The 14578-nt window shown below is 70.5% G+C and carries 11 protein-coding genes; all 11 read right to left on the reverse strand.

The features are described 5' to 3' along the window. Positions 1-2: 2 nt before the first annotated feature. The 11 genes from bcsB to gspD all read right to left on the reverse strand — a co-directional run bounded on the left by bcsB (position 3) and on the right by gspD (position 14577). Complete coding sequence (bcsB, locus tag OK345_RS02965) at positions 3-2276, reverse strand: cellulose biosynthesis cyclic di-GMP-binding regulatory protein BcsB (RefSeq protein WP_265126418.1); 2274 nt, start codon at positions 2274-2276, stop codon at positions 3-5. Next, on the reverse strand, positions 2273-4885 hold the full coding sequence (bcsA, locus tag OK345_RS02970) for a UDP-forming cellulose synthase catalytic subunit (protein ID WP_265126419.1): 2613 nt from the start codon (positions 4883-4885) through the stop codon (positions 2273-2275). The genes bcsB and bcsA overlap by 4 nt, the downstream gene beginning before the upstream one ends. After that, on the reverse strand, positions 4885-5643 hold the full coding sequence (bcsQ, locus tag OK345_RS02975) for a cellulose biosynthesis protein BcsQ (protein WP_265126420.1): 759 nt from the start codon (positions 5641-5643) through the stop codon (positions 4885-4887). Before bcsQ ends, bcsA begins: the two co-directional genes overlap by 1 nt. Then, a complete protein-coding gene (bcsR, locus tag OK345_RS02980; protein ID WP_265126421.1) occupies positions 5640-5867 on the reverse strand; it encodes a cellulose biosynthesis protein BcsR in 228 nt (75 codons plus the stop codon). The genes bcsQ and bcsR overlap by 4 nt, the downstream gene beginning before the upstream one ends. Then, positions 5864-7495 carry a cellulose biosynthesis protein BcsG gene (gene bcsG, locus OK345_RS02985; protein WP_265126422.1) on the reverse strand — a complete coding sequence of 544 codons (1632 nt, stop codon included), beginning with the start codon at positions 7493-7495 and terminating at the stop codon, positions 5864-5866. Before bcsG ends, bcsR begins: the two co-directional genes overlap by 4 nt. Next, positions 7495-7680, reverse strand: a complete 186-nt coding sequence (bcsF, locus tag OK345_RS02990) for a cellulose biosynthesis protein BcsF (RefSeq protein ID WP_265126423.1) — start codon at positions 7678-7680, stop codon at positions 7495-7497. Before bcsF ends, bcsG begins: the two co-directional genes overlap by 1 nt. Continuing rightward, positions 7677-9233, reverse strand: a complete 1557-nt coding sequence (gene bcsE, locus OK345_RS02995; RefSeq protein WP_265126424.1) for a cellulose biosynthesis protein BcsE — start codon at positions 9231-9233, stop codon at positions 7677-7679. Before bcsE ends, bcsF begins: the two co-directional genes overlap by 4 nt. A 204-nt stretch (positions 9234-9437) precedes the next feature. Continuing rightward, complete coding sequence (gene pncB, locus OK345_RS03000; RefSeq protein WP_265126425.1) at positions 9438-10616, reverse strand: nicotinate phosphoribosyltransferase; 1179 nt, start codon at positions 10614-10616, stop codon at positions 9438-9440. A gap of 52 nt (positions 10617-10668) precedes the next feature. Then, a complete protein-coding gene (locus tag OK345_RS03005) occupies positions 10669-11505 on the reverse strand; it encodes a glycosyltransferase family 2 protein (protein WP_265126426.1) in 837 nt (278 codons plus the stop codon). A 4-nt stretch (positions 11506-11509) separates the two neighbouring features. Beyond that, positions 11510-12367, reverse strand: a complete 858-nt coding sequence (locus OK345_RS03010; RefSeq protein ID WP_265154880.1) for a glycosyltransferase family 2 protein — start codon at positions 12365-12367, stop codon at positions 11510-11512. Positions 12368-12369: 2 nt separating this feature from the next. After that, positions 12370-14577: a type II secretion system secretin GspD gene (gspD, locus tag OK345_RS03015; protein WP_265126427.1), complete on the reverse strand. Its 2208-nt coding sequence runs from the start codon at positions 14575-14577 to the stop codon at positions 12370-12372. Between the last annotated feature and the right edge of the window lies 1 nt (position 14578).

The raw sequence follows: 14578 nt of genomic DNA on the forward strand, positions 1-14578 counted from the left end.
CCTCAGGCGTCCGGGTCCAGGCGCCGCCGCGCGACCCAGCGCAGCGCACGCCACAGCAGGAACGAGGCCGACACCACCACCACCACGGCCAGGACCGCCAGCAGCACCGGATGCCCGGACAGGTGGAACCACAGCAGCATCCACCACGGCAGCGTGCCGACGTAGTAGTGCTCGCCCACGAACTGGCTGCTGACGCCGCTGCTGCGGATCACCGCGACCGAGCCGGCGACCGCCTGCCGCTTGCCGGTATCGGTGAGGGTGTCGCGCAGCAACTGGAAGTCCCCGTCCTGCGAGGCCGCCAGCGACACCACGCTGCGCTGCGGATGGAACGGCGACTGGAAGCCGACGATGGCGGCCATCGGCGCCTCGGCGCTGACGCTCACCTCGCCGCCCAGCACTGCGTCGGCGCCGCTGCGCGTCCGCGCACGGCTGGCCGCCTCGGCGGGCGTGGCGACATGGCCGCCGACCAGCGTGCTGCGCCGCTGCTGCAGCAGCACTGCCGGTTCGGCCTTGTCGCGCATCGCCGCGGGCAGGTCGCCGACCACGATCAGGTCGGCGTCCAGCCTGGACAGGCTGCCGGCATCGTCGCCGAGCCGCAGCCCGAACGCCGGGTAGCCGCTCTGCGCGCCGAGCCCGCCCACCAGGTCGAGCAGCGTGCCCACCTGCTGCGCGTCGGCCCCGGCCGGCATCAGCACCACGGTCTCGGACAGGTCGGCCATGCGGGTGAAGGGGAAACCGCTGAGCGCGAACGCCGACAGGTTCGGCAGCCCCATGTAGTGGTGGAACCCGGAGAAGTCGATGCTGGAGTCGCCCTCGATCGCCGCCTGCACGTTCGGCGGCAGCATGGTCTGGCAGCGGTCGCGCTGGGCGCTGCCGACCATGCTGGAGAAGCTGAAGTCGAAGCGCAGCCGGTTGCGCTCGCCCACCTGCAGCGCCGGGATCAGCAGCTTGCCGTCGCCGCTGCCGGCGCGGTCGTTGAGCACCGGCAGGCGGATCTCGTCGAGCTTGCCGGCCTGCCGGTGCTGCAGCAGCGGGAAGCTGGAGATCAGCTGGTCGTTGATGCTGACGATCAGCTTGGATTCGTCGTTGCTGAAGGGCGGCGTGTAGCGGTAGCGCAGCTTCAGCGGGATGCCCTGGTTGCGCCAGATGAACAGGTCCGGCGGCAGGTTCAGGCCGACCGTGATCGGCTCCGGCGCCACGCCGTTGGCCTGCAGCTGCTGCGGGTACTCCAGCAGTTCGGTCAGCCGCACCGGACGGTCGGTGCGGGTCCAGTTCGGCGCGTCGTACGGCTTGCGCGGCTTCAACGGCTTGAGTTCGTCGATGCTTACGCGGGTGCCGCGGAACAGCATGTCGCCGGCGGCCAGCGCCGCCACCGCCGTGTGCAGGTCCTCGTCGTTGCGGCCGAGCACCAGCAGCAGCTTGTCGTCGCGCCGTTCCGGCACGCTCATCAGTTCGACCACCGGGCCGTCGACCGGCGGATGTCCGGCCAGGAACGCCGGACGCCGTTCGTTGGTGGCGAACACCACGGCGTGGCCGCTCGCGGGCAGCGCGTCGTACGACACCGGGAAACTGGCCTGGCGCCACCAGCCGGCCATGCTGCCGAAGTACGAGGCCAGCAGCGCGGCCGAGCGCTGCTGCGCGAGCGAAGGCTGCCCGGCGAACACCACCGGCAGCTGCAGGCGCGAGGGATCGCGGTAGTCGAAGAACGGCAGCGGGAAGTTCGCCAGGTCGTCCTTCATCGCCAGCACCTGGCCCTGCAGGAGCAGCGCGCTGTCGGCGGCGACGTTGAGCCACAGCGAACTGTGCGCCGGGTCTTCGCAGATGTCGGTGTAGTGGCCGACGAACTCCAGCCGCACGCGGTTGAAGTCGCCGATCAGGCGCGGGTCCAGCGTCACCTGCTGCCGCAACGGGGTGCCGGCCGGCGCGTCGGTCGCCACTGGCAGCACCGTCATCAGCGCATCGTTGAGGTACACGCGCAGGTGCGACTGCGTGGGCAGCAGCGACGGCGAGGCGGTATAGCGCAGGTCCAGCTGCGCCTGCTTGACGATGCGGTCGCGCCGCACCTGGAACTCGACCGCTTCGGTGTTGCGGATGCCCAGCAGCAGCATGTCGCCCGCCCGGCCGAGCTGCTGGAAGCTGCGGGTGTCCTGCCACTGCGTGGCTTCGGCGATGGGCCGTTCGGTGCCCGCCGCCGCGGGCGTTTCCTGCGCGGAAGCCGCGGCCGCCAGCAGCAGCGAGGGGAGCAGCAGGCAGGACAGCAGATGTCGAAGTGTCATGTCGGGGAACCTGAAGAGGCGGCGTCGGCAGCCATTCGAGTGGAAGAAGGAGTGCGCGGGGCGAAGCTGGCGAGCCAGCGCGCGGAGCGGCTGGCCAGCCTGGCCGGCTTCTGCAGCGGTGCCGGCGCGAAATCGCCGACCCGGCGATAGCCGCGCCAGCCCAGCAGCACGATGCCGAGCAGGCTGTGCGGCAGGCTCTTGGCCTGGTAGCCTGAATGCCAGTCCAGCCAGGCGTCGGCGCGGGCGAAGGTGCATTGCGCGAAGTCCACCCGCTGCCGCTCGTCGGCGAACTCCAGGGCCAGGCCAAGGCGGGTGTCGAAGCTGCGTTCCACCCGGCCGTCGAACACGAACTGGCGCCGCCCGCGGCCGAGCAGCAGGCTGATCGGGACGCCCCGTTCCAGTTCCACCGGCTCGTCGAACTCCAGCCCGGCACCGCCGGACGAGTAGTCGGTCAGGGTGCAGGGATGGCAATGGCCGCTGGCGGTGCGCACCGCCGCCGGCAGGCGGGTGGAGACGCGGTGGGTGCGGCGCAGCTGGTGCACTTCGGCCGCCACCGCCAGCGCGCCGCCGATGATCACCAGGTTGTAGACCACCCACAGCGAACTGACCACCACGGTGCCCACCTCGTCGGCCGGGCCATGCAGCAGGCGCCACGCGGCGAACCCGAGGCCGACCAGGTTCAATACCGCCAGCACGATGTAGGGCCGGGCGATGCGCCAGTCGAAGGTGGCCTGCTCCTGCAGCGAATCCTTGGCGGTGACGTTGAACTTGCCGCGGTGCGGGCTGAACAGCGCCACCGTGGTCGGGCGGGCGATGTACCAGGACAGCACCGTCTCGTAGACCTCGCCCCAGAACGGGCGGCGGTGGGCGCGCTGCAGCCGGGCGTTGGTGATGCTGGCATGGACCATGTGCGGCAGCACGAACAGCACGATGGCCAGTGCCGGCGCGTAGATGATGTAGACGTGCAGCAGCAGGAACGCCAGCGGCGCGGTCAGGAACACCAGCCGCGGGATGCCCGACAGGAAGTGCAGCATCGCGTTGGCGTAGCACAGCCGCTGGAACACGTTCAGGCCCTTGCCCAGCAGCGGGTTGTCCAGGCGGAAGATCTGCACCATGCCGCGCGCCCAGCGGATGCGCTGGTTCACGTGCGCGCCCAGGCTGCCGGTGGCCAGCCCGGCGGCCTGCGGGATCTTCAGGTAGGCCGAGTTCCAGCCATGCCGGTGCAGGCGCAGCGCGGTATGCGCATCCTCGGTCACGGTCTCCACCGCGAAGCCGCCGATCTCGTCCAGCGCCTCGCGCCGCAGCACCGCGCACGAGCCGCAGAAGAACGAGGCGTTCCACAGGTCGTTGCCGTCCTGCACCAGGCCGTAGAACAGCTCGCCTTCGTTGGGCGCGTCGCGGAACACCTTGAGGTTGCGCTCGAACGGATCGGGCGAGAAGAAATGGTGCGGGGTCTGCACCAGCGCCAGCCGGCGGTCGCGCAGGAACCAGCCGACGGTGACCTGCAGGAACGAACGCACCGGCATGTGGTCGCTGTCGAAGATCGCCACCAGCTCGCCGTCGATGTAGCCGAGCGCGTTGTTGAGGTTGCCCGCCTTGGCGTGGCGGTTGTCGGCGCGGGCGATGTAGTTGATCCCAGCGACCTCGGCGAAGCGGCGGAACTCCTCGCGGTTGCCGTCGTCCAGCAGGTGGATGCGCAGCCGGTCGCGGGGCCAGTCCAGGCCGCAGGCGGCATAGACGGTGTTGCGGACCAGGTCCAGGTCCTCGTTGTAGGTGGGGATCAGCACGTCCACCACCGGCCACTGCGCCGGGTCGGCCGGCAACGGCGCGGGCTTGCGGTTCAGCGGCCACGCCACCTGCACGTAACCCAGCATCAGCACCAGCCAGGAATAGGTCTCGGCCGCCAGCAGGACGATGCCGCAGGCCAGGTCGAAATTGTTGTTCCAGTTCAGCGTGGCGGTGTAGCGCCACCACAGGTAGCGGCAGGACACCGTGGCCGACAGCACGATCAGCATCAGCGACGCGTAGCGGCCCGGGACGCGCCGGATCACCATCGCGGTCAGCCACAGCGCCACCACGAACACGAACTGGGCGAAGTAGTCGAACGGCTGGGTGATGCAGACCATCGCCAGCAGCGCCGTCCCCAGCATCAGCGCCAGGGTCAGCCAGCGCCGCGCGCGCGGCGACAGCTGGCGTTCGCGTCCGCGCAGCCGCGCCATCGTCTCGCTGCCGGCCACCGCTTCCGGCGCATCCTCGAGCGCGCCCACGTAGCGGCGCCGGCCGCGCTCGAACCCGCCGCGCAGCAGCCGCAGCGGATGCAGCAGCGGCGAGAGGTCCAGCGGCCGGCGCGGCAGCGGTTCGGCGCGCACCACCATCAGCCACAGCGACTGCACCAGGAAGCGCAGCGGATCGCCGGCGCGCCAGGCGCGCTGGTCGTGGAACTGCGGGTAGCTGCCGGTGTTCTCCCGGAACCAGCGCTCCCATGCCGGCCCTTCCAGCCGCAGGAACGCCCATGCCAGCGCCTGGAACGCCCACAGCACGAAGGCGGCGACCGGGCCGGATGCCCGCTCCTGCCGCCATTCCCGCCGCGGGTAGTAGCGCCATCCCATCAGGCCACCGCCGCCTGCAGCCGTTCGCGGTTGGCCAGGCACCAGACCGCGAGGCTTTCGACGTCCGCCGCCGCCAGGCTGCCGGGCGCGTAGAGGCCCAGCGGCGCCTTGCAGGCCATCGCCTCGCTCACCGCCAGGTCCTCGTGCACCTGCTGCGGCACCAGCCGCTCGCCGTGCCGGTCCAGCCACAGCTGCATCAGGTCGCGCTGCAACTGGCTGGCAGGGTTGTAACGGTTGAGCAGGAAGCGTTCGCCGCTGGCGTACTCGTCCTTCCTCCCGCGCTGCAGCAGGGCAAAGCTGGCCGGGTCCACGTTCATCACCCGCAGCCGCAGGTCGCAGCCGGCCTTGCCCAGGAACGGACGGACGTGGCCATCCAGCCGCAGCGGAAGGTCGGCGATCACCCAGTCGTAGGCCTGTTCCAGCGCCGACAACCGCCGCGCCCACAGCTGCGGCGACTGCCGCAACTCGTGTTCCAGCACGGACACCTGCGACGGGGACAATTCGCCGTAGGGCAGCAGGCTCAACCCGGGCAGGATCTCGAACCCGCATTCCTGCCACGCCTTGCCCACCCGGCCGGCGCTCGCCCAGCCCTGCACGTACCCGGCCGCGACATTGAAATGCAGCCGCAGCAGGTTCTCCGGGCACAGGTCCAGCAGCAGCACGCGCTCGCCCTGCTGCTGCAGCGCATAACCCAGTGCGGCCACCAGCGAGGTGACGCCGGTGCCGCCCCGCAAGCCGTGCACGGCCACGCAGGTCATGCCGCGTTGTCCTCCGGCACCGGGACGGCCGCCGGCCGCCGCGACTCGGCGGCGTACAGTTCGCGCAGCAGCGGCCAGCGCGCCAGTGCCTCGTCGCGCTCGCGCATCGCCGAGAAATCCACGTAGTCGAACGCAGGCATCTGCAGCGTCCTGCGCAGCTCGGCGATGTCGTCCTCGTTGACCGAACGCATCGCGGCCGATCGGATCGGTTTTTCCTGGATCACTTCTTATTCTCCGGGTAAGGCATCCAGCTGTTGCGGCCCTGGATCTGCACATAGGGTTTGCCGGCATAGTCGAGCACCCGCGCGCCGGCGCTTTCCGACACCGCGGCGGTCTGCGGCAGGTCGCGCAGCAGCGCGTCCCAGTCCTGCACGTCGCCGCCGCCGGCATGCACGCGGGCGACCAGTTCGGACAACGCCAGGTAGCTGCTGGGCGCGTCCACGCGCCGCGGGCCGTTCGCCGGAGCGGTGCCCATGCCGATCAGCTTCATCGCCACCGGCACCTGGGTGATCGACGGGCTGGGGATCTCGCGCAGACCGGGAATCTGCATGCGGTCGCCCTGCAGCGCCGCGCCATGTTCGGGCACCAGCACCACCATCACCCGCCGGCCGCTGGCCTGCAGCTCGTCCAGGAACGCGGACAGGTCGTCGATCACCGACTGCGCCAGCGTGCGGTAGTCCGCCGGCCGGCTGCCGGTGCCGCTCACCACCACGCGGTTGCCGTCGTGCAGGCTGATGCTGTTGTAGAACAGCGCCACCTGCGCCTGCGGCTGCTGCTGCCGCTGCTGCCACCAGCCCGACAGCACCGCGCCGTCGCGGCGGATCGGGGTCTGGTCGAAGGCCAGGTAGGCGCGCGGCAGCGGACCGATGTCGAACGCGGTGGCATCCAGGCCGCCGTCTTCGCGCAGCTCGCCGATGAAGTCGTCGAAATGGCCGTCATGGTTCATCGCCAGCTCGCTGCGGAAACCCAGCCGGGCCAGGTTGCCGAACAGGTAGCACTCGGCCGGCGCGGGATCGTAGAGCTGGCCATGCGGGGTCTGCCCGCAGCTGGCGCGCAACAGCCGGATCGCGGCCGGACCGCTGTAGGAGGTCGCCGAATTGAAGCGGTCGAACACCACGTCCATCCGCTGCAGCAGCGCGTTCTCGCGCAGCCCGACTTCGTCCAGATCGCTCCAGGCCAGCGAGCAGATGTTGAGGATCAGCAGGTCGAACGGCTGGCCATCGGCGGTCGCGGCGAACTGCGTCCGGCGCCCGGCCTCGCTCTGGTAGAACGACTGCAGGTAGGCGTTGAGGGTGGCGGTATCGGCCGGTCCCTGCGGCACGGCGGGTGCCGCCACCCCGGCTTCCGCGGCCACCTGCACCGGCGCCGCCTGGTGCCGGAATGCCACCGGCCAGGGCAACTGCGCCAGCCCCAGGCCCAGCAGACCCAGCACGCTGAAGGTGGTGATGCGCAACCACGGGCGCAGCAGCACGTACCCCAGCACCAGTACCGCGATCGCGCCGATCAGCTGCCAGTTGATGAAGCGGCCGGCCAGCTGCAGCAGGTAGGCGAAGGAGAAGTCCAGCACGCCGGGCTGGGCCAGCAGCCGGCTGAACGGCGGCAACCAGGTGTCGTAGTAGAACAGCGCGATGCCGGCGGGAATGGCCAGCGCCAGGCGCAGGCGCCGCTGCCACGGCACCTGCAACGGCAGCAGCAGGAACGCCGCGAACAGCAGGTTGGGCAACAGGTGGAAATCCAGCATGCCCATCCAGACCATCGCGAACTTGGTCAGGAAGTAGAGGTTCCATGGCCCCAGGTCCGTCCATGCATAGGGGTTTCCCGGCAGCTTCCCGGCATCGCGCGCAACGTCCATCAAGCGGCTCCCGCCGGCTTGGCGGCCACGCGCCGACGCACGCCGCGCCGCCGCAGGTAGCGCGGACGCCGCAGCCGCACCAGCACCGTCCACAGGCGGCGCAGCAGTATCCCCAGCAGCGCGCCGAGCGGAATCATCACGATCGCCGCCACCAGCAGCAGCTGCGTCAGCTGTGTGTAGTTCATTGGATTTCCCCTTCCACCGACAGGCACACCGGCCGCGGCTGCAATGCCTCCGGATCGGCCTCACGCATGGCGGCGGCCGCTCCCGGGTGCGGCGACGCCAGCCGGAACCTGTCGACGGATTCGTGTACCTGGGCCATGGCCGCCAGCCCGTCGCGCGCCACCAGCTGGTAGCCGATGAATATTTCCCGCCAGGGCAACCGGAACATGCGGTCGAGCGCGCGCTCGACGCCGTCGCGGCGGCAGGCGAACAGGAACAGGTGGATCTGGCCCTGGTACAGGCACGCCAGGTCGCCCTGGCGGCGGATCCGGCACTGGCCCAGCACCTGTTCCGGGCGCAGTCCGCGCAGCGGCTTCAACTGCACCAGCGCGTTGTCCAGGCCCGAGGTGGCGGTGGCCTCCTCGATGCCGGTGACCAGTTCCCAGAACTGCGCCGGCGTCACCAGCCCCTTCACCGGTGGCGGCCGGAACGCCTTCGCTGCCGCCTCGATGTCCACCGGCAGGGTGCCGTGCCAGACATTGCCCTGGACGCTTTCCAGCACCGTCAGGAAGCGCGCCAGCGGCGTGCCGTGCGGCACGATCAAGGTCGCGCCGCAGCCCATCAGCAGGCGTTCGTCGGCGTAGCGCAGGCAGGGCGCCATTTCCCGCACCACCAGCTTGAGCGCGTTGCCGCGCTCGCGCCGCAGGCGATGCAGGATCGCCGCAAGCGGGTCGACCTGGCTGTTGCCGTGGATGGCGAACACCACGCTGGAGGCCTGCGCATGGGCGACGTGGGCGAGCATCGGCCCCCACCCTTCGAACAGCCGCCAATCGGCGGACAGCGGCGGCGCGCCTTCCAGCACGTCGGCATCGGCCAGATAGCTGCGGTGGTCGCTGGCGCCCTCGCCGAACACGGCCATCGTCGTGCCCCGGAGCAGGGCCAGCCGCGGCGACTGCCCGCGTGCCTGCTCGCGGTGCAGCGCGAACTCGCGCGCCGCGCTCACGCCCAGCCCATTGCGCCAGAAATGCAGCAGGTAACCGAACTCGCCCTTGGCCGGGTACAGCTGCGCCAGCCCGGCAAGGGCGTCGTTCAGCGGCAGCAGGCGGGTGGCCAGCGCGGCCGATTCGCCATGGCTCAGCAGCACCACCGACACCGCATGCCGGCGCGCCCATTGCCGCAGTTCCGCGCACAACCGCTGCAGGCCGGCCGCGGACAGGGCGGCGACGGCACTGCCCGGCAGCAGGATCGCGCACAGCGGCGGCACCCGGCCGCGCAGCGCGCGCGTCAGCTCCAGCGGCAGGATCGCCAGCGCAGCGGCGACCTGCGCCGCTGCGATCTCGTAGATCGCCAGCTCGGCCGGCCCCTGGGTGTCATCGATCTTTCCGCTCACGCCTGCCGGCGCACTGCCGGCCACCAGCAACGCCGCCCGCGCCAGCCCGTCCTGGGCCGCGAGCAACTGCGCGCACAGCAGCTCGGCGTCGGCCTGCCGGGCGCAATCGACCCAGTACACGCCACCGCCGCGCAGTTGCTGGAACTCGGCCGGCAAACCGGCAATGGACAGGGTCAAGGCTTCCATGGCACCAGGAAATCCAGAGATCAGAAGGTGGCCCGCCCCGCACCCGCAGGGGCATGGACCTGGGGCCCTGACGGGCCGCGCCCCCACACCCCGCAAATGTTATGCCAGTTCAGCAAGGAACTACATCACACTTTCTCACCAGCAATGCGACGAATCATCGAGCGCAATCGGTCAGAAACTGACGCCGAAGGTCAGAATGCTCGCCTACTGCGTCGTTTCGACCTCGAACACCTGGCGCAGGTAGGCCAGATAGCCGGGGTCGTCGCACATGCTCTTGCCCGGCGAGTCGCTGAGCTTGGCCACCGGCTGGCCGTTGCAGCGGACCATCTTGATCACGATGTTCAGCGGGGTCGGGCCCATGTCGTTGGTCAGATGGGTGCCGACGCCGAAGGCGACCTGGCAGCGCCCGCGGAAATGTTCGTACAGGCGCATCACCTTGGCGATGTCCAGGCCGTCGCTGAACACCAGCACCTTGTTGCGCGGATCCACGCGGAGTCGCTGGAAGTGCGCGAGGATGCGCTCGCCCCATTCGAACGGATCGCCCGAGTCGTGGCGCACGCCGTCGAACAGCTTGCAGAAATACATGTCGAAATCGCGCAGGAACGCCTCCAGCCCGACCACGTCCGACAACGCGATGCCGAGGTCGCCGCGGTACTCGCGCGCCCACGACTCCAGCGCCGCCACCTGCGAATCGCGCAGCCGCGGCCCCAGCGCCTGGAACGCCTGCAGGTACTCGTGGGCCATGGTGCCGTGCGGGGTCATGCCGTACAGCCGCGCGAAGTGCACGTTGCTGGTGCCGACGAACTGCGCGCCGAGCTGCTCGCGCAGCATCGGCAGCATCCGCCCGTGCCATTGCCGCGAATAGCGGCGGCGGCTGCCGTAGTCGGCGATCCGGCATTCGCCGTAGCCGGCGGTGTCGCGCAGCAGCGCGGTCTTGGCCAGCAGCCGGCGCTCGCCCTCGGCGGTGTCGCCATCGCTGGTGTTGCGGAACCAGACCTCGTTGATGATCGCCAGCAGCGGCACCTCGAACATGATCGTGTGCAGCCACGGGCCGACGATGTCCAGCTCGATCTCGCCCGGCACCGTGGCCGAGGGACGCAGGTCGATGTACTTGCGGTCCAGGTGGAACAGGCCGAGGAAATCGACGAAGTCCGGCTTCATGTAGCGCAGCCCGCGCATGTAGTCCAGCTCTTCGGCGGTGAAGCGCAGGCTGCACAGGTGGTCGATCTCGGCATTGATCTGGTCCAGGTACCGGGCCAGGTCGATGCCGGGGGTGCGGCACTTGAAACGGTACTGGACGAGCGCGCCGGGGTACTGGTGCAGCACCGCCTGCATCATGGTGAACTTGTACAGGTCGGTGTCGAGCAGGGACTGGATGATCATCGCGCCATTATGCGACGGGTCCGCCCCCCACCCGTGAACGCAGGCTGCCCGCTCAGCGCCGGCGCAACACCCGCGGCAGCTGCGCCAGCGCGTGCATCCAGATCGCCGCCCACACCGCCGCGCGCACCGGCAGGCTGCGCCGGGGCGCCTCGAACTTGCGGAAGTAGCGCCACAGCCCGCGGTGCTTGTGCCACTCCACGAACAACGGCCGCGAGCGGCTGGACACGCCACGCACGTGCAGCACCTGCAGCTCGTTGGCGATGGCCACGGTGGCGCCGGCCTGGCGTGCGCGCCGGCACAGGTCCAGGTCCTCGGCATGCAGCCGGTAGCCGGCATCCCAGCCGCCGATCCGGTCGAACAACCCGCGCGGCATCAGCATCAGCGCGCCGGAAATCGCATCCACCGGCTGCAGCGGCCGCGAGCGGTCGGGCGCCACCGCCAGCCGCGAGCCGGCGCCCGGGGCGCGCAGCATCGCCGCGAAATCGGGGTCGCGGCGGCGCACCGCCTCGTCGGCGCGACCGTGCTCGTCCACCTGCTCCACGCCCAGCACGCAATCGCCCAGGTCCTGCGCCCGCGCGCGCAGGAGCGCCAGGGTGTCGGCCTCCACCATCAGGTCGGGATTGACGAACGCCAGCCACGGTGAAACCGAATCGGCCGCCCCCTGGTTGCAGGCCGTGGCGAAGCCGGGATTGTCGGGGTTGGCGATGAAGCGCACGCGCGGATCGGCCAGCGCATGGCGCTGCACGATCTGCAGCGAACCGTCGGCCGAGGCATTGTCGACCACGCGGATCTCGGCGACGTCGTGCGCCTCGCGCAGGCGGCGGAGGCAATCGTCCAGGGTGCTGGCGCTCTGGTAGCTGACGACGACGGCAGCGATGGCATCGCTCAAGGACTTACTCCGGGCCTGGACGGGAACCACAGGCTTCGAACAGGTCGCGCTGGGCCGCCGGCATTATCGCCTGCGCGAACCGTTGCCGCAGCTGCTCGCGCAGCGGGTGCAACGGATCTTCCATCAGGAACGTGGCCAGCCGCGCCGGCCAGGCCGGCCAGCGGCTGGCCAGTGCCTCCACGTCACCGTCGGCCGGCAGTCCCTCGCTGCGGCAGGCGACGAACGCGCCCTCGCACAGCACGTTGCGCCAGCCCAGCCCGCTCATGCGCAGGCTCAGGTCGACCAGCGCCGCATAGCGCGAACCGTAGCTGCTGGCATCCAGGCCGCCGGCCTTGCGCCGCGCGCTGCCGCGCAGCGCCACCGCGTGGGCCACCGCCGAGGGCAGCTCCGGATGCAGCGGCGGCATCGCCGCGCAGGCCTGCGCCAGCCGCGCGCGCTCGCCCGGAACCGGATTGACTTCCCCCGGCCGCGGCCAGGCGGTGGTCTCCCCGGCATTGCTCCAGGCCGTGGCGGTGGCGATGGAGGCATCGCGCGCCAGGCAGTCGGCCAGTTGCTGCAGCCAGCCCGGCAAAGGTTCGGCGTCGGGTGCCAGCACCACCACGTCGGCGTCGCCGCAGGCCTGCAGCATCTGGTCCAGGTGCGCCACCTCGCCGATGCCGCGCTCGCGCCGGGTGTATTCGGCCTGCAGCCCGGTATGCGCGCGCCAGTGCTCGATCACCGCCTGCGCGCGCGGCCCGGCCTGACCATCGTCGGCCAGCCACACCGCGGTGCCGGCCGGCGTCGCCGCTTCCAGCGCCGCCAGACAGGCGTCCAGCGCCACATCGTCCACGCCCACCGGCAGCAGGACGTAGGGCAGGCCCATCGTCAGCGCTGCGCCGGCGGCGCCAGCGGATCCAGCGCGCGGAACCTGCGACCGTACTCGTCGGTGAGGTCGCGCGCCTCCTGCGGATTGCGCACGATGGTCGGGGTCAGCAGCACGATCACCTCGTTGCGGCGCTTGTTCTGGGTCTTCTGTCCGAACAACGCGCCGATCACCGGGATCCGGCTCAGCCCGGGAATGCCGGAGGAACCGCTGCTGAAGCTGTCGTCGATCAGGCCGGCGAGCATCACCGTGTCGCCGGCGCGCACCGCCGCCTCGGTCTTCATGCGCCGGGTGTTGATGCGCACGTTGCCGTTGTCGTCCGCATCGCCTTCCGGCGCGCTGACCTCCTGCACGATGTCCAGGAACACCATGCCGTCACGGGTCACGCGCGGGCGCACCTTGAGGATGGTGCCGGTTTCCAGGTACTGCACGGTGGAATACTGGCTGTCGCTGTTGATGCCCGACACCGATACCGAATAGATCGGGATGCGGCTGCCGACGTTGAGCGTGGCCTCGGCGTTGTTGCGCACGAAGATCGACGGCGTCTGCAGCAGGCGCACGTCGGACACCGTGTCAAGCGCGCTGATCACCGCCGCGGCGTTCTTGCCGAGGAAGGTCCAGCTCAGGCCGCCGTCGGTCACCTTGCCGGCGATGTCGCCCCAGATGCCGCGCCCCAGCGCGCTGGGCAGGCCGGCGCCGGTCATGCCGATCCCGGTATCGGTTCCGCTGGCGACCGACGAAGGCGCGTTGACCGCCTGCTCGAAGAACCAGTTGACGCCGTACTTCAGGTCGCCGGTCAGCGCCACTTCGGCCACCTGCGCCTCGATGTGCACCTGCATCGGCATCACGTCGAGCCGTTCGATCACCTCGCGGATCGATTGCCAGGACTGCGGCGTGGCGCGTACCAGCAGGGTGTTGTTCTCCTCCACCGCCGATACGCCGACACGGTCGCCTTCCACCTCCAGGGTGACACTGCCGTTGCCCGACGTGCGTGGCGACAGCGACATCGACTCGCGGCTGGAACCGCTGCCGCCCACGCCCGAACCGCCCAGGCCGCCATCGCCGCGCAGGCCGCCATCGCGCTCGCCCAGGCCGCCGTCGATCTGCACCGCGTTGGCGCCCGGCGCCAGCGACGGCGCGGAATCTCCGCCATGGCTGCCGCTGCTGCCGGCGCCGAACACTTCGGACAGGCGTTCGGCCAGTTCGCGCGCCTTGATGTACTTCAGCTCGTAGGAGAACAGCCGGGCGCTGCCGCCGGCGCTGTCGATGCGGTCCAGCCACTGCTGGATCTGGTCCAGGTAGCGCGCCTGCGGGGTGATCACCAGCACCGCGTTGGCGTTCTCCAGCGGCATGAAGCGGAACATGCCGGCGCTGGGCGTCTTGCTGTCCTCGCCGAACACCTTCTCCAGGTCGGCGGCGACCTGGTCGGCGCGCCCGGAATGGATCGGGAACACCCCGACCGACATCCCCGACAACCAGTCGACGTCGAAGATCTCGACCGTGCGCAGGTAGTTCTCCAGTTCGGCGCGGGTGCCGCCCAGGGTGATGACGTTGCGCGAGCCGTCGATGCCGACGATGGCGTTGGGCCGCGCGTACGGCTCCAGCACCTTCTTCATCTCGCTGGCGGAGATGAACTGCAGCGGCACCACCCGCACCTCGAAGCCGCGCGCGCTGGCCGCCGGCGCGGTACTCGGCGCCACCGTGCCGGCCAGCGCCTGGTCGGCGGCGACGATGTTGTAGCGGCCGCCGCTGTAGACCATGCGCGCGTTGTTCCAGCCCAGCACCATCTCCAGCAGGTTCAGCGCCTGCGCCGGCGATACCGGCTTGGGCGTGGCCAGCGTCACCGTGCCCTGCACGCCCGGCGCGATCACGTAGTTCTGGCCGAGCATGTCGCCCAGGATCGCCTTGACCACCGCGTGCAGCGATTCGCCCTCGAAGTTGAAGGTGGCGGTGCCACTGCCGGCCGCCCCCAGCGAGGGCGGCGGCGCCGCCGCGGCGCTGCGGTTGATCACGGTGCCGCTGCCGCGGCGGATCACCGCGCGCGGGCTGCCGTCGTCCTCCACGGGTTCGGCGCCCGGCAGCGGCGCCGTCTGCGCGCCGTCCCCGCTGCCGGGCACTCCGGCACCGCGCCGGATGTCTGGCGCGGGGGTACTGGCACAGCCGGCCAGCAGGCCGATCGCGAGGGAAACGGATACAAGGCGTGACGTCATG

The sequence above is a fragment of the Xanthomonas chitinilytica genome, assembly GCF_026107455.2.
In the GTDB taxonomy this organism is placed as follows: Bacteria; Pseudomonadota; Gammaproteobacteria; order Xanthomonadales; family Xanthomonadaceae; genus Stenotrophomonas; species Stenotrophomonas chitinilytica.